Here is a 21,760-nt window from a genome sequence, read left to right on the forward strand (position 1 = left end):
CGGGATTGATCTGAACCTAGCGCTCCAGCACATAGGTGCCGGGCGCGGCGCACAGCGCCGGGTATTTCTTCGAGCCGAGCGTTTTCGGCGCGCTGCGGCTGGCGCCGGAGCGCTGGCCTATCCACTGCCGCCAGTGCGGCCACCAGCTGCCTTCCTGGCGCTCGCCGGCGGCCTCGAGCCAGTCCTCGGCCTCAGGCTGGGCCGCCGGAGCGGCATGGAAATAGGCCTTGGGATTGCCCGGCGGGTTGACCAGGCTCTGCAGGTGGCCGGCGTTGGACAGGACGAAGGTGCTGCCTTCGCCGAACAGCCGCGCGGTGCCGTAGCAGCCCTGCCAGGGGGTGATGTGGTCGGTGGTGCCGCCGACCACATAGGCGCCGACACGGACCTGGGTCAGGTCGATCGGCAGGCCGGCGATGCGCAGCCGGTTCGGGTTGCTGAAGGGGTTCTGCTCGATCAGGTCCAGGTAGTCGGCGTGCAGCTGCGCCGGCAGGCGCGTGGTGTCGCTGTTCCAGGCCAGGATGTCGAAGGCCGGCGGCTTGTTGCCGAGCAGGTAGTTGTTGACCCAGTAGTTCCAGATCAGGTCGTTGGGCCGCAGCCAGGCGAACATGCGCGCCATTTCCTGGCCGCTGAGCACGCCCTTGCGCCGCGAGCCCGCCTTGGCCGCGGCCAGCGCGGCCGGGGTGGCGATCAGGCCGATGCCGGTGTCGTCCATTACCGCAGGCATGTCCAGCACGCATACCGCCCAGTTGGTGTTGGCCACCTTGGCGCCCTCGCCGCGCGCCGCCAGCCAGCCCAGGTAGGCGGCCAGGGTGATGCCGCCGGAGCAGGAGCCCCACATGTTGACGTCCGCACTGCCGGTGATCTGCCGCGCCACGTCCACCGCCTGGTCCAGGCACTGCACGTAGTCGGACAGGCCCCAGTCGCGCTGCTTGGCCGTGGGGTTGCGCCAGCTGATGACGAACAGCTGCACGCCGCTGTCCTGGATCCACTTGATCAGGCTTTTTTCCGGCGACAGGTCGACGGCGTAGTACTTGTTGATCTGCGGCGGCGACATCACCAGCGGGCGACTGAACACGCTCGGCGTGGTGGGGGCGAACTGCAGCAGCTCGAACATCTTGTTGCGAAACACCACCTCGCCCTTGGCCGTGGCGAGGTTCTCGCCCAGCTTGAACGGCGTGCTGTCGACCTGCGACGGCAGGCCGCGGTTGTGCAACAGGTCGCGGGCCAGCTGGCGGCCGCCCTGCAGCAGGCTGGCGCCGCCGGTGTCGACCACCTTGCGCAGCGCCGCGGGGTTGGTCAGCAGCAGGTTGCTCGGCGCCAGGGCATCGACCAGCAGGGAGGCGACGAAGCGTGCGCGGCCCTTGTCGGCGCCCTGCAGGTCCGAGGATTCGATAAAGCCGTTGAGTTCGCGCTCGCCGGCCAGGTAGCTCTGTACCAAGGCGCGCAGGAAGGGGTTGCTGTGCCAGGCCGGATCGGCGAAGCGCTTGTCCTTGGGCGCCGGTGCCAGCGCGGACGCGCCGCTGGCGATGCGGTACAGCTCGCGCAGGTAGTTGCCGCCGTGCATGCCGGCCTTGAACGGGGTGCGCGCCACCGCCTTGAGCAGCGAGCCGGCGGCGCCGAGCACATCGCGCGGGCGCACGCCGATCAGCGGGGTCACCGCCAGGGTGTGCTTCTCCGCGGCCTCGGCCAGTTCGGCGGCCGTCTCCAGCACTATCGACTTGGCAGTCGGCTTGGCGACCTTGCGCACCACCTTCTTGGCGGTCGGCTTGCTGGCGCTCGGCGCCTTGCTCCGGCTGCTGCGCGGCTTGCGCAGGGCTGCGCCGGCCGGCACGGCGGACTGCTCCGTCGCGGGGGATTCGGGGTTTTGCTTCATGACAAGTCTCGGCTAGGCAGGCTCGGAAGGCGCATCACCAGCCCCAGTGCAACAGCACCAGGACCAGCGCGGCGAGGAAGGCGGTTTCGCCGATCATCAGCAGGATCGGCTTGATCCCGACGGTGGCCAGCTCCTTGAGCTGGGTCTTCATGCCCAGGGCGGCGATGGACACCACCAGGCACCAGCGCGACAGCTCGTTGATACCGCCCTGCACCAGGCTCGGCACCCAGCCGGTGCTGTTGATACAGGCCAGGATCAGGAAGCCGACGGCGAACCAGGGCAGCAGCGGCGGGCGCTGGCCGCCGGTCTCGGCGCCCTGCATGCGGGTGATCATGGCGGCCACCACGATGACCGGCAGCAGCATGGCCACGCGCATCAGCTTGACCACGGTGGCGGTGTCGCCGGTTTCCGCCGACATGCTGTAGCCGGCGCCGACCACCTGGGCCACGTCGTGGATGGTGGCGCCGAGGAACACCCCGGCGAGCTCCGGCGACAGCGCAAACCAGTTGGCGATCATCGGGTAGAGGATCATCGCCAGGGTCGAAAGCGCCGACACGCCGATCACGGTGAACAGGGTGGCGCGTTCCTTCTGCGGGTGGTTGGGCAGAGCGGCGGCCAGCGCCAGCGCCGCCGAGGCGCCGCAGATGGCGGTGGCGCCACCGGTGAGCATGCCGAACAGGCGCTGGAAACCCAGCGCCTTGGCCGCCAGCACCGACAGCGAGATGGTCAGCACCACCAGCACCACCACCAGCGCCAGCGGCTTCCAGCCGAGGCCGGCGATCTGCTCCAGGGTGATGCGCATGCCCAACAGGCACACGCCCAGGCGCAGCACGGTGCGCGCGGTGAACTCGATGCCGGCCTTGCACTTGCCCTCGCTGGCGAGGAAGTTCAGCGACAGCCCCAGCAGCAGGGCGAACAGCATCACCGGCGCGCCGTAGTGCTCGGAGAGGAAGGTGGCGGCAGCGGCGGCCACCAGGCTGACGCTGATGCCCGGCGCCAGTTCGCGCACGCGGTCGTTGAACTGGACCAGAGTAATGGCGGTCATGGGGCCGACTCCTGCGGCGGAACAAGGATGTGCAACTGCTCGCCCTCCACCTCTACCGGGTAGGTGGGCACTTTCAGCTGGGTGGAATTGAGCAGGTAGCCGCTGGCCAGGTCGAAGCGCAGACCATGGGCGCCGCACTGGATCACTCGGCCCTGCAGCTTGCCGCCGCACAGCGACGAGCCCTGGTGCGGGCAGCTGTCGCCGATGGCGTAGAACTGCCCCTCGACGTTGAACAGCGCCAGGCTGTAGCCCTCGCCTTCGAGCAGCAGGCGCGCCCCGGGGGCGGCCACCTGCGCCAGGGCGACGCTGATACGCCGGCTCATGCCCGGCGCTCCTCGGGCTCGTCAAGGGCCCGGCGCATAGCCAGCAGCAAGGCGTTGGCCGATTGCGCCCCGGATACTTCCAGGCGCTTGTTGAAGACGAAATGGGGTACGCCCTGGGCCGCGCTCGCCCCGGGCGCGAAGTACGGCTGGCCGTTGCCGCGCAGTACCGGCGCCAGCTGGGCGGTGTCGAAACCGCAGGCCTGGGCAATGGCCAGCAGGGTGGCGCCATCGCCGAGGTTCTCGCCATGCTGGAAATAGGCGGCAAACAGGCGCTCCAGCAGGGCATCGCGCTGGGCCGGCTGGCCGAGGGCGGCGGTGCAGGCCAGCAGACGATGGGCGTCGGCGGTATTGGGCATCTGCGCGATGCGGCTCAGGTCGAGATCCAGCCCGGCGACGCTGGCGGCGCGCTGCACCTGGGCCTGGCGCAGGCTCACCGCCTCGGCACTGCCCAGGCGTTCCAGGTAGAAGGCGGCAAAGGGCACGCCCTCGGCCGGCAGATGCGGCAACAGTTGCACGCCATGCCACTGCTGCTCCACCCGCACACCGGGCCGCTCGTGCTGCAGCTGCAGCAGGGCCCTTTCCAGCTGACGCTTGCCGATCAGGCACCAGGGGCAGATAAAGTCGAAGAACACCTCGACCTGCAATACGGCGCTCATGCCTGGGCCTCCAGCGCCGCCTCGACGGCCTTCTCCTCGACGCCCTCGCCTTTCAGTCGCGCCATGTCGGCCAGGTAGCTGCGCCCCGCCAGGAGGAACACCGCGGCGGCGGCGATGCTCACCAGCGGCACCAGCTGGAAGGCATTGTCCAGGCCGATCAGATCGGAGACCTTGCCGGTCAGCAGCGGGCCGGTGGCCAGGCCGAGCAGGTTGTTGGCCAGGGTCAGGGTGGCGAACGCGGTGCCGTGCACCTTGTGGTGGGTCAGGTTGGCGACCATGGCGCCGGCCGGGCCCGAGGTGCCGGCGGCGATCACCATGCCCAGGCCAATCAGCGCCAGCTGGGCGGTGCCGAACGGCAGGGCGAAGGCCAGCGACAACAGCAGGCAGCTGCCCAGGCAGTAGGCCATGCACAGGCTGATCTTGCGTTCGGGGCCGTGGCGGCTCATGCGGTCGCTGAGCATGCCGCAGAGAATCATGCCGACGCCGCTGCACAGCACGATGATGGCGGCCACGGCGCCGGCCTTGTCGGTGCTCATGCCGTAGAAGCGGTTGAGGTAGCTGGGCATCCACACGATCACGGTGCCGCCGACGAACAGCTGCAGGCCGCTGGCGACATAGGCGCAGAGTACCGAACGGCTGGAATACAGGGTGCGCAGCGGCCGGCCGACCTTCAGCGCCGCCGCGCCGGCCGCCTTGGCCACACGCTGCGGGGCGATGCGCGACTCGCGCACCACGATCGGATAGAGCAGCGCCAGCGCCAGGCCGAAGAACGCCATGCCGGCGAACGCCCAGCGCCAGCCGAAGTGCTGCGCCATCACGCCGCCCAGGGCCATGCCCAGCACCGAGCCGAACATGCCGCCGGAGATGAAGGCGCCGGACAGGGTGGCGCGCATCTCGCGCGGGAATACCGAAACCACCACGGCGATGCCGACGCTGCCGTAGGCGGCCTCGCCGACGCCGACCAGAAAGCGGGCCCAGAACATCTGCTCGTAGTTCTGCGCCAGTGCGCAGCCCAGGGTCGCCAGGCTCCACACCACCGCCATCAGGGTCAGGCTCTTGATCCGCCCGAAGCGGTCGGCGAGCAACGACAGCGGGAAGGTCAGCAGACCGACCATCAGCGCGACTATGCCGCTGAGCAGGCCCAGCTGGGTGTCGCTCAGCGCCCACTCGGCCTTGAGGCTGGGGAACACGGCGTTGAGCACCTGCCGCGACATGTAGTCGGATATCAGCAGGCCGAAGGTCAGGGCGAAGACGATCCAGGCATAGCGGCGCGCTATCCCCTGGGAACTATCCTCGATGTCGTCGCCGATATGATGCGCAGCCATGCTGCCTCCTCGAACTGTCGTTATTGTTTTAGGGTGAAAGCCTCTGGGAAAAAGCTCCTCACCCGCCTCTTGTGGGGGCGGAGGGCCGGCGTCGCATCCGCCAACGTGGCGACGGGCGCGACTACCAACCGGGCAAGAGCTTTATCGCAAAAGCCTCGGGATCAGCCGAACACGCCAGCCAGCCGGCTGGCGTGTTCGCTACGGGTGCTGCCGGCGAGCCGGCATCGCCCTCCCCCCCTGGACCTGACCAAAACAGGGGGACTGACTCGCTCGATCAACCGCGTTGCGGCACGCCCTTCTGGCCCGCCTTGCGGTTCGGCGCCATGCCGTTGGCCAGCAGGGTTTGCTCGACGCTGTCGTACTGCACGCCGATGCGGTAGATCTCGCGCGCTTCCTTGCCGCTGGCGATCTCGCGGCCCAGCTCGTGGGCCACGCGCACGGTCTGCTGGATCTGCTGCACCGAGGTGAAGCGCTTGCCATGCTGGTCGACTATGGTGTCCTCGATGCCGCAACGCGGGTGCAGGCCCATGGCCAGGGCCATGGCGTTGAACGGCAGGACGTTCTTCAGCAGCGACTCGGCGGTGAGGGTGCAGCCGTCCGGCGCGCGGTGGATGAAGTTGAAGAAGTTGAACGGGTTGGGGCCGTCGAAGCCGCCGCCGATGCCGATCCAGGTGAGGTTCAGCGGGCCCATGTACAGGCCCTTGCGCACCATGCGCTCGAGGGTTTCCAGGGCGTGGATGCCGGTCAGCTGGAAGTGCGGCTGGATGCCGTTGGCGGTCAGGCGCTTGAGGTGCTCGGCGACCCAGGCCGGGCCGGCCGGCACGGTCATCTCGCTGTAGGCGGCCTGGAACGCCGGGTTGGCCAGGGAGGTGCCTTCCAGGTACTCCGGATAGAGCAGCTCCATGATGTTCATCTGGGTGGTGTTGATCGCCACGGTGACCTGATCGGGCTTGGGCGTCAGTTCGGCGAGCATGTGGCGGGTGTCGTCGGACAGCCACTTGGCCGCCTCGCCCTCGCCTTCCGGGGCGAAGGAGATCGAGCCGCCGACCTGGATGATCATGTCCGGCACGGCCTCGCGCACCCCCTTGATCAGCTCGTTGAACTTGGACAGGCGCTTGGAGCCGCTGCCGTCCAGCTCGCGCACGTGCAGGTGGAGCACGGTGGCGCCGGCCTCATAGCAATCGACCGCCTTCTGGATCTGCTCGTCCATGGTCACCGGGATGTCTTCCGGGAAGTCCGCCGGCATCCACTCGGGGCCGTAGGGGGCGACGGTGATCACCACCTTTTCCATGTTTTCCGGGTGCAGCGAATCGTCGAAGAATTGCATGGGATCCTCGCTTGGTCTTGTCAAAGTAGCCCGCTCCGCAACGGTAGGAACGGAACGGGCGAAAGGGTTAGTAGGTCTTGTCGCCGATGATCCCGGCTCGCTCCATCTTGCGATGGCAGGGCGGGTAGTCCATGACCGCGTAATGCTGGGTACTGCGGTTGTCCCAGATCGCCACGCTGTTGGGTTGCCAGCGCCAGCGCACCTGGTACTCGGGGATGTACGCCTGGCTGATCAGGTAGCGCAGCAGGTCGCTGGCGCCGGGGTTGGCGTCCTGGCCGAAACGCACCCGATCCGGGGTGTGGTAGTTGCTGAAGTGGGTGGTGAAGGCGTTGACGAACAGCACCTTCTCGCCGGTTTCCGGATGGGTGCGCACCACCGGGTGCTCGGCATCCGGGTACTGCGCCTTGAGCGCCAGGCGCTTGTCGATCGGCATCGCCGCGCCGAAGCTGGCCTCGATGCTGTGGCGCGCGCGCAGGCCCTCGAGCCTGGCTTTGACGTCGTCCGGCAGATTGGCGTAGGCCACCACCATATTGGCCCACATGGTGTCGCCGCCCACCGGCGGGCACTCGATGCAGCGCAGCACGCAACCCAGCGGCGGCGCCTCGCGCCAGGTGGCGTCGGTGTGCCAGGCGTTCTCGTAGCGATCCATCGGCTGGTCCGGGCGCTTGTAGATCTGCACCAGGCCCGGGTGCTCCGGGTCGCTGCCGGCCACCGGGTGGTCTTCCAGCTCGCCGAAACGGCGGGCGAAGGCCACGTGCTCGGCGCGGCTGAAAGCCTGCTTGCGCAGGAACAGCACGCGATGCCTGAGCAACTGCTGGCGGATCTCGGCGAACAGCCCGTCGTCGTGGATGGCGTCGGCCAGATTCACGCCGATCAGCTCGGCGCCGATGTTGTAGGTCAGTTGTTCGACTTGCATGGCGGGCCTCCTCAGATGACGAAGATCGACGAGCCGGTGGTCTTGCGCGACTCCAGGTCGCGGTGCGCCTGCACCGCGTCCTGCAGCGCGTAGTGCTGGTTGATCTCGATCTTGATCCGGCCGCTGCCGACATGGTCGAACAGCTCGCCGGCCAGCGCCGCCTTCTCCGCCGGGTCGGCGATGTAGTCGGCCAGGGCCGGGCGGGTCATGTACAGCGAGCCTTTCATCGCCAGCAGCTGCGGGTTGAAGCCTTCGATCGGCCCGGAGGCGGTGCCGACGCAGACCAGCAGGCCGCGGCGCTTGAGCGAGTCCAGCGAGCCCATGAAGGTGTTCTTGCCGACGCTGTCGAACACCACGTTGACGCCGACGCCGTCGGTCAGCTCGCGCACGCGGCTGGCGACGTCTTCATGGCTGTAGTTGATGGTGTGGTCGCAGCCGTGGGCGCGGGCCACTTCGGCCTTGGCCTCGCTGGACACCGTGCCGATCACGGTCAGGCCGAGCAGCTTGGCCCACTGCGAGACGATCAGGCCGACGCCGCCGGCGGCGGCGTGCAGCAGGATGCTGTCGCCGGCCTTGAAGTCATGGATGCGGCGCATCAGGTAGGCCGAGGTCAGGCCACGCATGGTCATGGCCGCGGCGGTCTCGAAGGCGATGGTGTCGGGCAGCTTGATCAGTGGCGCAGCCGGGATCAGGCGCTCGGTGGAGTAGGCGCCGAGGGTGTTGAGAAAGCCGGTGTAGGTGACGCGATCGCCGACCGCCACGTTGCTCACGCCCTCGCCCACCGCCTGCACCACGCCGGCCGCCTCCACGCCCATGCCGTTGGGCAGCGGGATCGGGTAGGTGCCGTTGCGGAAGTAGGTGTCGGCGTAGTTCAGGCCAACGGCCACATGGCGCAGGCGAACCTCGCCTGGGCCGGGTTCGCCGACTTCGACGTCCTCATAACGAAGGACTTCGGGAGCACCGGTTTCGTAGAAGCGTACGGCTTTGGCCATGCCTGATTTCTCCAATCATCGATCTTGACGAACAGCGTCGATTTGCGTTGATTGGACTTTAGGGCGAGGGCCTGGCGGGTGCTTCTCATCGGACGACAGGCGCTTTTCATTTAATGACAAGGCAGTCGGGACGAAGCGCCAGTTCGCCCGGCTTGCAGCCGCCCCTCAGGGCAGCGCGGCCTGCACCGTCTGGTCGACTTCGTGCCAGCTGCTATCGGGATCGAAGCGGCTCATGGCCAGGGCCTGGTTGCCGCCGTCGGGGCCCAGATCCTTTTCGAACACCCGCCCCTCGTGGCTGATCATGAAGCTCATCACGCCGCTGTCGCCATAGGCGCTGGGCCAGGCGATCAGGGCAAAGCCGCGGCTCATGTTGTCGCCCAGCAGGTAGTCGTAGGCGCCGCCCGGTGCCGAAGGCCCCTGGGCGGAGAGGATGCGGTAGCGATAGCCCTGCCAGTCGCCGTCCGGCAGTTCGTCGCCGAACAGCGGGCCCAGCGGGCTTTCCTCGAGGCCGGGCTGCTCGACCCAGTACAGGCCGTCGTGCTGGCCATCGCGGCTGACGAACTGCTGTGCGTACTCCAGTACGCCGTCGCCGTCGCGGTCGACCTCGGCGTAGTCCATCTGCGCGTCGTGGTAGGCGCGCACCGCCTGCAGGGTGGCCAGCTCGTTGCGGCCGATGCGACGCACGCGGATGGTCTCGCCGCCGGCCTGGGTATCGAAGCGCCATCCCGAGGCGTCGCGCATCAGTGGCAAGGGAAACTCCCAGGCCTCCTGGCCCACGACCAACACGGCCTGGTCGGGGGCCGTCGAACGAATCTCGTGATGTTCCCGGTACAGGGCGAGGAAGGCGTCGACATCCTCGCGCTCGATGCCTTCGAGCGGAATGTAGCTGCGCCACTGCTCGCCGAGCAGGGCCGCCATGCGTGCGGGGTCGGCACGCTGGCTGCCCAGGGCGAGGATCAGGGCGTCCACCGCAGCATCGGGGCTGGGAAAGCTCTGCTGCGCCGGCAAGCCCTGCAACGGCAGCGCCAGCAGCACCAGCAGGAAGACGCGAAGAACGGCGTTGGTCATGGCTGGACTCCCTGTCAGCGCCGCCGGGCGCCGCCGCGGGACGCGGAAATGGCGGGACGACTGACGGCGTGCCCGGCGGCGCGCGCCGCCTGCGGACGACTGGCGGCGGTGCGGCTGAGCTGGCCGCGTTCGCTGTAGCTGCGCGCCTGGCTGGGCGAGCGGGCGCCGGCGAAGGCATTGTTGCGGGCGCCCTGGCCCGCGGAATACTGCTGGCGGGCCTGCTGCCGGGTCTGCGCATTGCTGCGCAGCTGATCGTTCTGACGCACAGGCTGATTACGCAGGTCGCGGTCGGCCGTCTGCGCCCGCTCGCGGGCCTGGCGGTTGCTGCTGGCCGGGCTGTCGAAACCGCGTTGTTCCAGGCTCTGCCGGGCGCGCTCGCGCTCTGCACTGCGCGCCGGGTCGCGGCCGCGCAGCTCCTGGCGCTGCTCGCTGCCGCTCAGGCGCTGGCCGTACTGCTCGCGGCTGGCGCGGTCGCGGTAGGGCACGCCGTCACGGTTGAGCGCGTTGTGCTGCCAGGTGTTGTCGCCGGCATTGATCTGGCGGTTGCGGTTGATGTTGTTGTAGCGGTTCACGTCGATGTCGATATCGCCGTGTCGCCAGTCGCAGTCGCCCCACAGCGAGTCGATGATCGCCACCCCGGCGGCGAAGGCCAACCCGGTGGCCAGCGCGCTGCCGAAGTAGTAGCCCGGCGGTGGCGGGTAGTACGCCGGCGGATAGCTGGGATAGGGCCAGGTGCCGTAGACCACGCTGGGGTTGTAGCTCGGCACGTAAACCACCTGCGGGTCGGCCGACTCGATGATGATGGTCTGCTGGCTGCTGACCGGTTGCGCGGTCGAGCCGCTCGCGCTGGGCTGCACGCTGACCTGCTGCTGCTCGTTGCTCTGCAGGTTGCCGGCGGCCTGGGCCTGGCGGCGCAGGCGCTGCACCGAGTCCATCACCGCATCGGGCTGGGCCAGGAAGGCATCGCCGACGCGCTGCACCCAGGCCGGGTTCTGGCCGAGGGTGACCAGCACCGCCGGGAAGGCGACCAGCGACTGCACGCTGGGGTCCCAGGGCTGCTCGGCGACCTGGCGCACGGCATCGTCGCCGCTGGCGTTCGGGTTGGCCTTGGACCAGGCCACCGCATCGGCGACGTCGCCGGGATAGGTGGCCGCCATCAGCACCTGGGCCAGCAGGGCGTCGGGATAGAGCGCCAGCGGCGCCAGCATCTGGTCGAGTTCCTCGGTGCCGAACACCTGCTCCGCGGTCGCCGCCGCCGGCTCCTCGGCCGCCAGTAGCGGCGGCCCGGCGAGGCCACCGAGGGCCAGCAGGAGAGGCAGTATCTGCAACATGGCGCATCCCCTTGCACGCAGGCGCGTGCGCTGGCGACGGAGTTCAGCAAGCATAGGCCGGCGCTGGGCATTTGCCATGGCGTGGCGTCCATCCGCCGCGCCTGTTGCGTCGCGGCATGGACAACCGCCGCATCGCCGCCTCAGAAACGCTCCTCGACCATGCGGAAGGGGTAATGCGCCCCCTTGTAGCGGCCGATCCTGCCGCGCTTGGGCAGTTCGATCTTCTGCTCCCGGGTGATGTCCTCGTAGGGCACCTGCTTGAGCAGATGGCTGATGATGTTCAGCCGCACCCGCCGCTTGTCCTCGGAACGGGCCATGTACCAGGGGGCCCAGGAGGTGTCCGAGGCGGCGAACATCTCGTCGCGGGCGCGGGTGTAGTCGTCCCAGCGGCTGAAGGACTTGAGATCCATGGGCGACAGCTTCCAGATCTTGCGCCCATCGTTGATGCGCTCCTTCAGGCGTCGCTGCTGCTCCTCGGCACTCACCTCCAGCCAGTACTTGATCAGGATGATGCCGGACTCGACCATCATCTTCTCGAACAAGGGCACCACGGTGAGGAACTTGTGCGCCTGCTCCTCGCTGCAGAAGCCCATCACCCGCTCGACGCCGGCGCGGTTGTACCAGCTGCGATCGAAGATCACCACCTCGCCCGCGGCGGGCAGGTGTTGCAGGTAGCGCTGGGCATACATCTGGCTCTTTTCCCGCTCGGTCGGAGCCGGCAAGGCCACCACGCGAAACACCCTTGGGCTGACCCGCTCGGTGATGGCCTTGATGGTGCCGCCCTTGCCGGCGCCGTCGCGCCCCTCGAAGACGATGCAGACCTTCAGACCCTTGGCGACCACCCACTGCTGCAACTTGACCAGCTCCACGTGCAGGGCCTTGAGCTCTTGCTCGTAGTCCTTGCGACGCAGCGGTTCGGTGGCAGAGGTTTGCTCCTTGTCCTTGTCCTTCTTCTTGCCCATGGTTCGAGACCTCGTCGGTGCGTTGGGGGATGCGGCACTGAACGACCGATGCCACCCGTGATGGGTGGCACCCTGGTGTGCAGGCTTGCGCGGCGCGCGACGCCATGGCGGCTGCCGCCCTGCGCCCCTGAACGCTGCCTACCAGCATCAGGCTAGCAGCCTTGCTGCCGCTTGCACGGCCGCCACCCAGGCGCGCCCGGCGCCGCTCAGGCCCCCGCCAGTTCCTGTTCGCGGATCAGCTTCTTGTTGATCTTGCCGACGCTGGTCTTGGGGATGTCGGCGACGAAACGGATCTGCCGCGGGATCGCCCACTTGTTGATCTGCCCGCTGTCGACGAACTGCTGCAGGTGCACTTCGATTGCCGCCTGGTCGAGGCTCGCGCCCGCCGCACAGACCACCAGGGCCAGCGGCCGCTCGCCCCACTGCGCATCGGGGATGCCGACCACGGCCACCGAGGCCACCGCCGCGTGCTGGCTGATCAGGTTCTCCAGGTCCAGCGAGCTGATCCACTCGCCACCGGTCTTGATCACGTCCTTGATGCGGTCCTTGATCTCCACCACGCCGCGGGCGTCGATCGAAGCCATGTCGCCGGTGTGCAGCCAGCCGCCCTGCCACAGCTCGGCGCCCTTCTGTGGCTCGTGCAGGTAGCCTTGGGTCAGCCAGGGCGCGCGCACCACGATCTCGCCCAGGGCCACTCCATCATGGGCCACGTCCTGGCCGTTGGCGTCGACGATGCGCAGGTCGACCAGGGGGATCGGCACGCCGGTCTTGATCCGCTCGGGAATCTGTTCGTCCATCGGCAGGGCCAGGTCTTCGGCGCGCAGGTGGGTCAGGGTCAGCAGCGGGCAGGTCTCGGACATGCCGTAGCCGCAGTGCACGCGCATGCCCCGCTCGCTGGCCTGGCGGGCCAGGCCGAGGGTCAGGGCGCTGCCGCCGAGCAGCATCTTCCAGCCGGTAAAATCGGTGCGCCTGCCCTCCTCGCACTCCAGCATCATCTGCAGGATGGTCGGCACGCAATGGGAGAAGCTCACCCCCTCCTCGCGGAACAGGCGCACCAGGCTGTTGGGCTCGTAGCGGCCCGGATACACCTGCTTGAGCCCCATGGCCGTGGCCACGTAGGGCACGCCCCAGGCATGCACGTGGAACATCGGGGTGATCGGCATGTACACGTCACCCGAGCGCAGCAGCGGCTGGCCGTCCCAGCCGGCGAAGGTGCCCAGCTCGTTCATGGTATGCAGCACCAGCTGGCGGTGGCTGAAGTACACGCCCTTGGGGTTGCCGGTGGTGCCGGTGGTGTAGAACAGGGTGGCCACCGAGCGCTCGTCGAAATCGGGGAAGTCGAAGTGGCTGGCGGCGCCGGCCAGCAGGGTCTCGTATTCGCCCAGCGACGGCAGCCGGGTCGGCTTGGCGCTGCTGTCGGTCAGCTGCACGTAGCCCCTGACGGTTTTCAGCTCGCCATTGACCTGCTCCATCAGCGGCAGGAAATCGTCATGCACCAGGACGATATCGTCCTCGGCGTGGTTCATGGTGTAGGCGACCTGCTCCGGCGACAGGCGGATATTCACCGTATGCAGCACGGCGCCGAGCATCGGCACGGCGAAGAAGCATTCCAGCGCGCGGTGGCTGTCCCAGTCCAGCAGGGCCACGGTGTCGCCAGCCCTGACCCCGGCGGCGGTCAGGGCGTTGGCCAGGCGCTGGATGCGCTCGTTTAGGGTGCGATAGCTGTAGCGCAGCTTGTCGGCGTAGACGATCTCCTGGTCCGGCTGGTAGCGCACCCCGGACAGCAGCAGGCGCTTGATCAGCAAGGGGTAGTCGTAGGCGCCCTCTGCCGGGGCAATTCTTTTTGTCGTCGCCATGTTTGTTTTCCCAACGTGACCGTTCTGAAAGTTTGCATCGCTGCAGGCAGGGGTGCGCCTCATGGGCTCTCGCGCACGCGGCGGCGCCCCCTCTCGGGCCTACAGTAGAGAGCCCCGCCCGCTACCGCTTCGCCTACCGCGTCATGCGCTTTACATTTGCTGACAGCCTTGCCCGCCAGCGGACATGCGCAGTTCGTAGGGTGGATGACGCTCTTTTCATTCACCACAACGATGCGAACACGCCCTGGTGGATGGATGAAGCGCCATCCACCCTACCAACGTCCCGCGTAGGGTGCGCCGCGCGCACCAGGGGTCCAAACGAAAAGCCCCGGCACTGGGGCCGGGGCTTGCGGGTGTTGCTCGAGCGTAGAACCTGTGCACGATCTCGCGAGCTAGAGCACTACAAGGCAAAAACAGGCGAGGAACGGTCGGAGTCGCGGGCGACTGTACTTTTGTACATGAGCATTCCGAGCCTGTTTTTAACGCAGTAGGGCCGACGCGCAGCAGATCGTGGATAGGTTCTTAGAACTGCGCGGCGTCGAGCAGGTACAACGACTCGCTACCGGCCTTGACCGAGGCGGTGAGCGAGTGGATGCGCGGCAGCAGGCGGGCGAAGTAGAAGCGTGCGGTGCCCAGCTTGCTGGCGTAGAACGCGTCCTGCGCCTCCTTGCCCAGCGCAGCGCGGGCCATCAGCGCCCACATATAGGCGTAGGCGGTGTAGCCGAACACCTGCAGGTACTCCACCGACGCAGCGCCGATCTCGTTGGGGTTGCCCTTGGCGCGGTCCAGCACCCAGGCGGTCAGCTCATCCAGGTTCTGCACGGCAGCCGCCAGCGGCTGGGTGAACTCGTCGAGATTGGCATCGGCCGAAGCGATGAAGGCCTTGATCTCGTCGGCCAGGTGCTTGTAGTAGCTGCCGCCGCTGCCGACTATCTTGCGCCCCATCAGGTCCAGCGACTGGATGCCGTTGGTGCCTTCGTAGATCTGGGTGATGCGGCAGTCGCGCACCAGCTGCTCCTGGCCCCACTCGCGGATAAAGCCGTGGCCGCCGAAGATCTGCTGGCCGTGCACGGTGGTTTCCAGCGCCATGTCGGTGAGGAAGGCCTTGGCCACCGGGGTCAACAGCGCCACCAGTTCCTCGGCGCGCTTGGCGGTGTCCTTGTCCTCGCTGTACTTGGCGGTATCCAGCTGCATGGCGACGTAGCTGGAGAAGGCGCGACCGCCCTCGTTCAGCGCCTTCATGGTCAGCAGCATGCGGCGCACGTCCGGATGCACGATGATCGGATCAGCAGCTTTGTCCTTGGCCACCGGGCCGGTCGGCGCGCGGCTCTGGATGCGCTCGCGGGCGTATTCCACGGCGCTCTGGTAGCTGCGCTCGCCCAGGGCCAGGCCCTGGATGCCAACGCCCAGGCGCTCGTAGTTCATCATGGTGAACATGGCCGCCAGGCCCTTGTTCACTTCGCCGACCAGGTAGCCGGTGGCGCCGTCGAAGTTCATCACGCAGGTAGCCGAGGCCTTGATGCCCATCTTGTGTTCGATGGAGCCGCAGGAAACGGCGTTCTTCTCGCCCAGCGAGCCATCGGCACCCACCATCACCTTGGGCACCAGGAACAGCGAGATGCCTTTCGGGCCAGCCGGGGCGTCCGGCAGCTTGGCCAGCACCAGGTGGATGATGTTCTCGGTCAGGTCGTGTTCGCCGCCGGTGATAAAGATCTTGGTGCCGGAAATCTTGTAGCTGCCGTCGGCCTGGGGTTCGGCCTTGGTGCGGATGATGCCGAGGTCGGTGCCGGCGTGCGGCTCGGTCAGGCACATGGAACCGGCCCAGACGCCGGCGTACATGTTCGGCAGGTACTGCGCCTTGAGCGCTTCGCTGGCGTGGTTGAGGATCGACAGGCAGGCGCCGGCGGTGAGCATCGGGTACAGGCCGAAGGACAGGTTGGCCGAGTTGACCATTTCCTCGACCTGGGCGCCGATCACCTTGGGCATGCCCATGCCGCCGAACTCCGGCGAACCGCCGACACCGACCCAGCCACCCTCGGCGTAGGTCTGGTAGGCCTCGGGGAAACCGGCCGGGGTCTTCACCGCGCCGTTGTCCCAGGAGCAGCCCTCTTCATCACCGCTGCGGTTCAGCGGGGCGATGCTGCCGGCGGTGACCTTGCCGGCTTCTTCGAGGATGGCGCTGGCGGTCTCGGCATCGACCACCTCGGCCAGGGCCGGCAGCTCGGCCCAGAGCTTGGAAACCTCGAAGACTTCATTGAGCACGAAGCGCATGTCGCGCAGGGGGGCTTGGTAATCGGCCATATTGCAATCTCTCGGATGATGCGGGCATGCACGATGCCGTGATGGATGAAGTGCCGGCCGGATCAGCCAGCGCCAAGCGCCGGCCAGGCCAGCGGCAGTGAGCGCTCGCGCGGCGCGGGCTCGAGCAGGCTGTCCAGGGCCGCCAGTAGCAGTGCGCCGACAGCGTCCTGGCGCTGCTGCGCGGTCAGGTCCGGGCACGCCGGCGGCAGGTTGTTGAGCCAGGTGACCAGCGCCTGCACGCCGAACCTGAGCCGGGCCGGCGCCCCGCCCGCTCCGGCCTCCAGCAGCAAGTGCGCCAGGCGCTCTTCGTAGGCTTCGCGCAGCACCTGGATACGCCGGCGATGGGCCGGCGTCAGGCAGCGCAACTCCTGCTCGGCCAGCTGAAACTGGGCCTGGCGTCGTTCGTGCAAGGCGATATGGCGTTGCAGCAGCTGCTCCAGGCGCTCCCGGGCACTGCCCCTGGCAACACGACGCGGCGCGGCCAGCAGTTCCTCGTAGAGCTCCTCGATGAGCTCGAACAGCAGCTGTTCCTTGCTCTCGAAATGGTGATAGAGCGAGCCCGCGGCCATCCCCAGGTGCAAGGCCAGCTCGCGCATGCCGACCTGGGCGAAGCCGCGCTCGGCGAACAGCGCCAGCGCCTTGCCACGCAGGGTCTCGAGCCTGGTTTCAGCGCACGCACCGGCCATGGCGGCTCACACACGCTCGAAGATCGCGGCGATACCCTGACCGCCACCGATGCACATGGTCGCCAGCGCATAGCGGCCGCCGACCCGATGCAGCTCGTGGATGGCCTTGGTGACGATGATCGCGCCGGTCGCACCGATCGGATGGCCAAGGGAAATGCCCGAGCCATTGGGGTTGACCCGCGCCGGGTCGAAGTCCAGCTCACGGGCCACGGCACAGGCCTGGGCGGCGAACGCCTCGTTGGACTCGATCACATCCAGGTCGGCCACCGTCAGGCCGGCGCGCCGCAGCGCCAGGCGCGTTGCCGGAATCGGCCCGAGCCCCATCAGCTCGGGCTCGACGCCGGCGTGGGCATAGCTGACCAGGCGCGCCAGCGGGCGCAGATTGTCGCTCTTCACCGCCGCGCCGCTGGCCAGCAGCAGCGCGGCGGCGCCGTCGTTGAGGCCCGAAGCGTTGCCGGCGGTCACCGTGCCGCCCTGCTTGAAGGCGGTCTTCATCGCCGCCAGCTGCTCCAGGGAGACATCGCCGCGCACATGCTCGTCGACCTCGAACAGCTGCACGCCTTTGCGGCTCTTCAGCTCCACCGGCACGATCTGGCTGGCGAAGCGCCCTTCGGCGATGGCGCGGGCGGCGCGGCGCTGGCTCTCCAGGGCCAGCTCATCCTGCGCCTCGCGGCTGATGCCATGGCGCTCGGCCACGTTCTCGGCGGTGATGCCCATATGGATGCGCTGGAAGGGGTCGTGCAGCACGCCGAGCATATAGTCCTGCGCCTGCATGTCGCCCAGGCGCGCGCCCCAGCGCGCGGCGGACATCAGGTAGGGCCCGCGGCTCATCGACTCGGCGCCGCCGGCGATGGCCACCTCGGTGTCCCCCAGCAGCAGGCTCTGCGCCGCCGAAATCACCGCCTGCAGGCCGGAACCGCAGAGGCGGTTGACGTTGAAGGCCGGGGTTTCCTTGGGCAGGCCGGCATTCAGCGCCGCCACTCGGGCCAGGTAGGCATCGCCCGGTTCGCTGGCAATCACATTGCCCAGCACCACATGCCCGACCCGCTCCGGTGCGCAGCCGGCGCGCTGCAGGGCCGCGCCGACGGCCGTGGTGGCCAGTTGCGACAGCGCGACATCCTTGAGCGAGCCGCCGAAGGAGCCGATGGCGGTTCGTGCAGCGCTGACGATAAAGACTTCAGGGGTAGACATGGCGGGCTCCGTTGCAAGGGGTATCGGTTGCAGCGGCGTCCACCCGAGGGTGACGCCGCCGCATGCGCCCAATCTAGGGGCAACGCCGCGAGGCGTCTTTTCATTTGATGACAATCTGCAGTCATTTCATGACAAATCCGCAAGACTGTCGACACTCTCATGCAATGCAATTGACCAGACCCATTTGAATGGGTAGTTTTCGTGCATATTAATAAATATTGTCGACACTAAGTCATCACCCAGCAAAGCGATCGCCGCCTGCGAGGAAAGGTGGCGGACCGCGCCGCATCGGCTACCACGTCTTCGAGCACAAGCTCGACGCGCTGTTCGCCACAAAGAAATGACGCTCATAACACCGCTGCGATCGGGCAAGCCCCGCCAGCACCCGGCTACCCAGTCCAGGCCCTGTCAGATCGGCCTTCTGTCCCGAGGAATCACACCGTGCTTGAAACCTACCGCCACCATGTCGCCGAACGTGCCGAGCAGGGCCTGCCGCCCCTGGCGCTGAATGCCGAACAGACCGCCGCCCTGGTCGAACTGCTGAAGAACCCGCCGGCCGGCGAAGCCGCCTTCCTGCTCGATCTGATCAGCCACCGCGTCCCCGCCGGCGTGGACGAAGCCGCCTACGTCAAGGCCGGCTTCCTCTCTGCCGTGGCCAAGGGCGAAGCCGCCTCGCCGCTGCTCAGCAAGCAGCGCGCCGTCGAACTGCTGGGCACCATGCAGGGCGGCTACAACATCGCCACCCTGGTCGAACTGCTCGATAGCGCCGAGCTGGCCAGCGTTGCCGCCGCACAGCTCAAGCACACCCTGCTGATGTTCGACGCCTTCCACGACGTCGCCGAGCGCGCCAAGGCCGGCAATGCCGCGGCCAAGGCCGTGCTGCAGTCCTGGGCCGATGGCGAATGGTTCACCGCCCGCCCGGCGCTGGCCGAGAAGATCACCCTGAGCGTGTTCAAGGTGCCCGGCGAAACCAACACCGACGACCTGTCGCCGGCTCCGGACGCCTGGTCGCGCCCCGACATCCCGCTGCACGCCCTGGCCATGCTGAAGATGACTCGCGACGGCATCGTGCCGCAGCAGCCCGGCGCGGTCGGCCCGCTGGCACAGATCGAGGCGGTCAAGGCCAAGGGTTACCCGGTGGCCTATGTCGGCGACGTGGTCGGCACCGGCTCCTCGCGCAAATCCGCCACCAACTCGGTGCAGTGGTTCTTCGGCGACGACATTCCCCATATTCCGAACAAGCGCGCCGGCGGCTTCTGCTTTGGCAACAAGATCGCCCCGATCTTCTACAACACCATGGAAGACGCCGGCGCCCTGCCAATCGAATTCGACGTGGCCGCCCTCGATATGGGCGATGTGATCGACCTCTACCCCTATGCCGGCAAGGTCTGCAAACAGGGCACTGAAGAAGTGCTGGCCCGCTTCGAACTGAAGACTCCCGTGCTGCTCGACGAAGTGCGCGCCGGCGGCCGTATCCCGCTGATCATCGGCCGCGGCCTGACCGAGAAAGCGCGCGCCGAGCTGGGTCTGGCCCCCTCCGACCTGTTCAACAAGCCGCAAGCGCCGGCCGACAGCGGCAAGGGCTTCACCCTGGCGCAGAAGATGGTCGGCCGCGCCTGCGGTCTGCCGGAAGGTAAAGGCGTGCGTCCGGGGACCTACTGCGAACCGAAGATGACCACCGTCGGCTCCCAGGACACCACCGGCCCGATGACCCGCGACGAGCTGAAAGACCTGGCGTGCCTGGGCTTCTCCGCCGACCTGGTGATGCAGTCCTTCTGCCACACCGCGGCCTATCCGAAACCGATCGACGTCACCACCCACCACAGCCTGCCGGACTTTATGCGCAATCGCGGCGGCGTCTCGCTCAAGGTGGGCGACGGCATCATCCACAGCTGGCTGAACCGCATGCTGCTGCCGGACACCGTCGGCACCGGTGGCGACTCGCACACCCGCTTCCCGATCGGCATCAGCTTCCCGGCCGGCTCCGGCCTGGTGGCCTTCGCCGCCGCCACCGGCGTCATGCCGCTGGACATGCCGGAATCCGTGCTGGTGCGCTTCAAGGGCAAGATGCAACCGGGTATCACCCTGCGTGACCTGGTCCATGCCATCCCCTACTACGCCATCCAGAAAGGCCTGCTGACCGTCGAGAAGAAGGGCAAGAAGAACATCTTCTCCGGCCGCATCCTCGAGATCGAAGGCCTGGACAACCTGACCGTCGAGCAGGCCTTCGAGCTGTCCGACGCCTCCGCCGAACGTTCGGCTGCCGGTTGCACCATCAAACTGCCGGAAGCGGCCATCGCCGAATACCTGCAGTCCAACATCACCCTGCTGCGCTGGATGATCAGCGAAGGCTACGGTGATGCCCGTACCCTGGAGCGTCGTGCCCAGGCGATGGAAGCCTGGCTGGCCAACCCGGTACTGATGGAAGCCGACAAGGACGCCGAGTACGCCGAAGTCATCGAAATCGACCTGGCCGAACTCAACGAGCCGGTGCTGTGCGCCCCGAACGACCCGGACGACGCCCGTCTGCTGTCCACCGTGGCCGGCGACAAGATCGACGAAGTGTTCATCGGTTCGTGCATGACCAACATCGGTCACTTCCGCGCCGCCGGCAAACTGCTGGACAAGGTCAAGGGCGGCATTCCGACCCGTCTGTGGCTGGCCCCGCCGACCAAGATGGACGCCCACCAGCTGACCGAGGAAGGCTACTACGGCATCTACGGCAAGGCCGGTGCACGCATGGAAATGCCGGGCTGCTCGCTGTGCATGGGCAACCAGGCGCGCGTGCAGACCGGCTCCACCGTGGTCTCCACCTCCACCCGCAACTTCCCCAATCGCCTGGGCGACGCCACCAACGTCTACCTGGCCTCCGCCGAACTGGCCGCGGTTGCCTCGATCATCGGCAAGCTGCCGACCGTCGAGGAGTACATGGTCTATGCGAAGGATATCGATAGCATGGCTGGCGACATCTACCGCTACCTGAGCTTCGACCAGATCGCCGACTTCCGCGAAGCGGCGGCCAACGCCAAGATCCCGCTCGTGCCGGCCTGATCCCAGCGCTGTAGAACAAGCCCCGCCCCGTGCGGGGCTTGTTTATTGGGTGGCATATCGCGCGCCATACGGCGCGCCGCCAACCACTGAGCCTGCAACCCAGCGCGGCAAGACCTCTCCTGGATTTCACTGCTCATGGCCGGCGTACCCGAGGGGCCCACCGACGGCCGGCGGCTTGACCGGGTGCCGGGCAAACCGAATACTGTACATATAAACAGTATTCGGACGATTTCAACGCCATGCCTTCCGTGGTCGCCCTCGAGCACCTCTTCGACAGCCGCCGCCTCTGGCGCGCCCAGGACGTTGCCCGCGCGCCCAGCGGCCAAACGACCGGCCATGCCGCGCTGGACGCCCTGCTGCCCGGCGGCGGCTGGCCCGAGGCGGCGCTGAGCGAGCTGCTGGTGGCCGCCCCCGGTATCGGCGAACTGCGCCTGCTGTGGCCGACCCTGGCGCGTCTGACCCAGGCCGGCGAGCGCGTAGTGCTGGTCGCCCCGCCCCATCTGCCCTACCCCCAGGCCTGGCTGGCGGCGCAGGTCGATCTGCGCCAGCTGAGCATCGTCCATGCCCAGGGGCGCGACGCGCTGTGGGCGGCCGAGCAATGCCTGCGCTCGGGCAGTTGCGGCGCGGTGCTGTGCTGGCCGCAGCAGGCCGAGGATCGCGCCCTGCGCCGCCTGCAGGTGGCGGCCGAGACCGGGCAGACCCTGGCCTTCGCCTACCGCCCGCTGGGCGAGGCAATCAACCCCTCGCCGGCGGCCCTGCGCCTGGCCATCGAGGCCCGGCCGGCGCAGCTGCGCGTACTCAAGTGCCGCGGCGGCCTGGCGCCGGCGCAGCCGCTGCCGGCCACGGCCTGGTCCTGA

Annotated in this window: 17 protein-coding genes; 2 read left to right on the top strand and 15 right to left on the bottom strand. The window is 67.8% G+C overall.

Annotation, left to right across the window (positions count from 1 at the left end; all coding sequences use genetic code 11):
* Window positions 1-16 precede the first annotated feature (16 nt).
* The 15 genes from ACW9UL_RS12180 to ACW9UL_RS12250 form a co-directional block, all read right to left on the bottom strand.
* A complete protein-coding gene (locus ACW9UL_RS12180; RefSeq protein ID WP_457787152.1) occupies window positions 17-1,873 on the bottom strand; it encodes an alpha/beta fold hydrolase in 1,857 nt (618 codons plus the stop codon).
* Window positions 1,874-1,907: 34 nt separating this feature from the next.
* Complete coding sequence (locus tag ACW9UL_RS12185; RefSeq protein WP_021443148.1) at window positions 1,908-2,918, bottom strand: YeiH family protein; 1,011 nt, start codon at window positions 2,916-2,918, stop codon at window positions 1,908-1,910.
* Window positions 2,915-3,241: a Rieske (2Fe-2S) protein gene (locus ACW9UL_RS12190; RefSeq protein WP_021443147.1), complete on the bottom strand. Its 327-nt coding sequence runs from the start codon at window positions 3,239-3,241 to the stop codon at window positions 2,915-2,917. Before ACW9UL_RS12190 ends, ACW9UL_RS12185 begins: the two co-directional genes overlap by 4 nt.
* Window positions 3,238-3,897: a DsbA family oxidoreductase gene (locus ACW9UL_RS12195; RefSeq protein ID WP_457787153.1), complete on the bottom strand. Its 660-nt coding sequence runs from the start codon at window positions 3,895-3,897 to the stop codon at window positions 3,238-3,240. The genes ACW9UL_RS12190 and ACW9UL_RS12195 overlap by 4 nt, the downstream gene beginning before the upstream one ends.
* Window positions 3,894-5,222 (bottom strand): MFS transporter, encoded by a 1,329-nt coding sequence (locus ACW9UL_RS12200; RefSeq protein ID WP_122109916.1) that lies wholly within the window; start codon window positions 5,220-5,222, stop codon window positions 3,894-3,896. Before ACW9UL_RS12200 ends, ACW9UL_RS12195 begins: the two co-directional genes overlap by 4 nt.
* A 274-nt stretch (window positions 5,223-5,496) precedes the next feature.
* Window positions 5,497-6,549 (bottom strand): beta-keto acid cleavage family enzyme, encoded by a 1,053-nt coding sequence (locus tag ACW9UL_RS12205; RefSeq protein WP_122109917.1) that lies wholly within the window; start codon window positions 6,547-6,549, stop codon window positions 5,497-5,499.
* Window positions 6,550-6,616: 67 nt separating this feature from the next.
* Window positions 6,617-7,465, bottom strand: coding sequence for a TauD/TfdA dioxygenase family protein (locus ACW9UL_RS12210; RefSeq protein WP_021443143.1), 849 nt, complete (start codon window positions 7,463-7,465; stop codon window positions 6,617-6,619).
* 11 nt (window positions 7,466-7,476) lie between these two features.
* Window positions 7,477-8,457 carry a quinone oxidoreductase family protein gene (locus ACW9UL_RS12215; RefSeq protein ID WP_021443142.1) on the bottom strand — a complete coding sequence of 327 codons (981 nt, stop codon included), beginning with the start codon at window positions 8,455-8,457 and terminating at the stop codon, window positions 7,477-7,479.
* Window positions 8,458-8,622: 165 nt separating this feature from the next.
* Window positions 8,623-9,525 (bottom strand): DUF2950 domain-containing protein, encoded by a 903-nt coding sequence (locus ACW9UL_RS12220; RefSeq protein WP_457787154.1) that lies wholly within the window; start codon window positions 9,523-9,525, stop codon window positions 8,623-8,625.
* Between the two features lie 14 nt (window positions 9,526-9,539).
* On the bottom strand, window positions 9,540-10,856 hold the full coding sequence (locus tag ACW9UL_RS12225; protein WP_457787155.1) for a DUF3300 domain-containing protein: 1,317 nt from the start codon (window positions 10,854-10,856) through the stop codon (window positions 9,540-9,542).
* Between the two features lie 140 nt (window positions 10,857-10,996).
* Window positions 10,997-11,818 carry a polyphosphate kinase 2 gene (ppk2, locus tag ACW9UL_RS12230; RefSeq protein ID WP_397497186.1) on the bottom strand — a complete coding sequence of 274 codons (822 nt, stop codon included), beginning with the start codon at window positions 11,816-11,818 and terminating at the stop codon, window positions 10,997-10,999.
* 206 nt (window positions 11,819-12,024) lie between these two features.
* Window positions 12,025-13,674, bottom strand: coding sequence for a fatty acid--CoA ligase (locus ACW9UL_RS12235; RefSeq protein WP_457787156.1), 1,650 nt, complete (start codon window positions 13,672-13,674; stop codon window positions 12,025-12,027).
* A gap of 522 nt (window positions 13,675-14,196) precedes the next feature.
* Window positions 14,197-15,975 (bottom strand): acyl-CoA dehydrogenase C-terminal domain-containing protein, encoded by a 1,779-nt coding sequence (locus tag ACW9UL_RS12240; protein WP_457787157.1) that lies wholly within the window; start codon window positions 15,973-15,975, stop codon window positions 14,197-14,199.
* A 62-nt stretch (window positions 15,976-16,037) separates the two neighbouring features.
* Window positions 16,038-16,661: a TetR/AcrR family transcriptional regulator gene (locus ACW9UL_RS12245; RefSeq protein WP_457787158.1), complete on the bottom strand. Its 624-nt coding sequence runs from the start codon at window positions 16,659-16,661 to the stop codon at window positions 16,038-16,040.
* 6 nt (window positions 16,662-16,667) lie between these two features.
* Window positions 16,668-17,852, bottom strand: a complete 1,185-nt coding sequence (locus ACW9UL_RS12250; protein ID WP_122110282.1) for an acetyl-CoA C-acyltransferase family protein — start codon at window positions 17,850-17,852, stop codon at window positions 16,668-16,670.
* Window positions 17,853-18,293: 441 nt separating this feature from the next.
* On the opposite strand from ACW9UL_RS12250, the gene acnB reads away from it, so the two are divergent.
* Both acnB and imuA read left to right on the top strand, forming a co-directional pair.
* Entirely contained in the window at window positions 18,294-20,903 is a 2,610-nt protein-coding gene (gene acnB, locus ACW9UL_RS12255; protein WP_457787159.1) for a bifunctional aconitate hydratase 2/2-methylisocitrate dehydratase, read from the top strand.
* 239 nt (window positions 20,904-21,142) lie between these two features.
* Window positions 21,143-21,760 carry a translesion DNA synthesis-associated protein ImuA gene (imuA, locus tag ACW9UL_RS12260; RefSeq protein ID WP_457787160.1) on the top strand — a complete coding sequence of 206 codons (618 nt, stop codon included), beginning with the start codon at window positions 21,143-21,145 and terminating at the stop codon, window positions 21,758-21,760.

The organism is Pseudomonas sp. PL-6 (genome assembly GCF_054110165.1).

Excerpts from the sequence above, each read along its gene's own strand:
- ACW9UL_RS12180 (WP_457787152.1), bottom strand. The coding sequence starts at position 1,873 with ATGAAGCAAAACCCCGAATCCCCCGCGACGGAGCAGTCCGCCGTGCCG.
- ACW9UL_RS12185 (WP_021443148.1), bottom strand. The coding sequence starts at position 2,918 with ATGACCGCCATTACTCTGGTCCAGTTCAACGACCGCGTGCGCGAACTG.
- ACW9UL_RS12190 (WP_021443147.1), bottom strand. The coding sequence starts at position 3,241 with ATGAGCCGGCGTATCAGCGTCGCCCTGGCGCAGGTGGCCGCCCCCGGG.
- ACW9UL_RS12195 (WP_457787153.1), bottom strand. The coding sequence starts at position 3,897 with ATGAGCGCCGTATTGCAGGTCGAGGTGTTCTTCGACTTTATCTGCCCC.
- ACW9UL_RS12200 (WP_122109916.1), bottom strand. The coding sequence starts at position 5,222 with ATGGCTGCGCATCATATCGGCGACGACATCGAGGATAGTTCCCAGGGG.
- ACW9UL_RS12205 (WP_122109917.1), bottom strand. The coding sequence starts at position 6,549 with ATGCAATTCTTCGACGATTCGCTGCACCCGGAAAACATGGAAAAGGTG.
- ACW9UL_RS12210 (WP_021443143.1), bottom strand. The coding sequence starts at position 7,465 with ATGCAAGTCGAACAACTGACCTACAACATCGGCGCCGAGCTGATCGGC.
- ACW9UL_RS12215 (WP_021443142.1), bottom strand. The coding sequence starts at position 8,457 with ATGGCCAAAGCCGTACGCTTCTACGAAACCGGTGCTCCCGAAGTCCTT.
- ACW9UL_RS12220 (WP_457787154.1), bottom strand. The coding sequence starts at position 9,525 with ATGACCAACGCCGTTCTTCGCGTCTTCCTGCTGGTGCTGCTGGCGCTG.
- ACW9UL_RS12225 (WP_457787155.1), bottom strand. The coding sequence starts at position 10,856 with ATGTTGCAGATACTGCCTCTCCTGCTGGCCCTCGGTGGCCTCGCCGGG.
- ppk2 (WP_397497186.1), bottom strand. The coding sequence starts at position 11,818 with ATGGGCAAGAAGAAGGACAAGGACAAGGAGCAAACCTCTGCCACCGAA.
- ACW9UL_RS12235 (WP_457787156.1), bottom strand. The coding sequence starts at position 13,674 with ATGGCGACGACAAAAAGAATTGCCCCGGCAGAGGGCGCCTACGACTAC.
- ACW9UL_RS12240 (WP_457787157.1), bottom strand. The coding sequence starts at position 15,975 with ATGGCCGATTACCAAGCCCCCCTGCGCGACATGCGCTTCGTGCTCAAT.
- ACW9UL_RS12245 (WP_457787158.1), bottom strand. The coding sequence starts at position 16,661 with ATGGCCGGTGCGTGCGCTGAAACCAGGCTCGAGACCCTGCGTGGCAAG.
- ACW9UL_RS12250 (WP_122110282.1), bottom strand. The coding sequence starts at position 17,852 with ATGTCTACCCCTGAAGTCTTTATCGTCAGCGCTGCACGAACCGCCATC.
- imuA (WP_457787160.1), top strand. The coding sequence starts at position 21,143 with ATGCCTTCCGTGGTCGCCCTCGAGCACCTCTTCGACAGCCGCCGCCTC.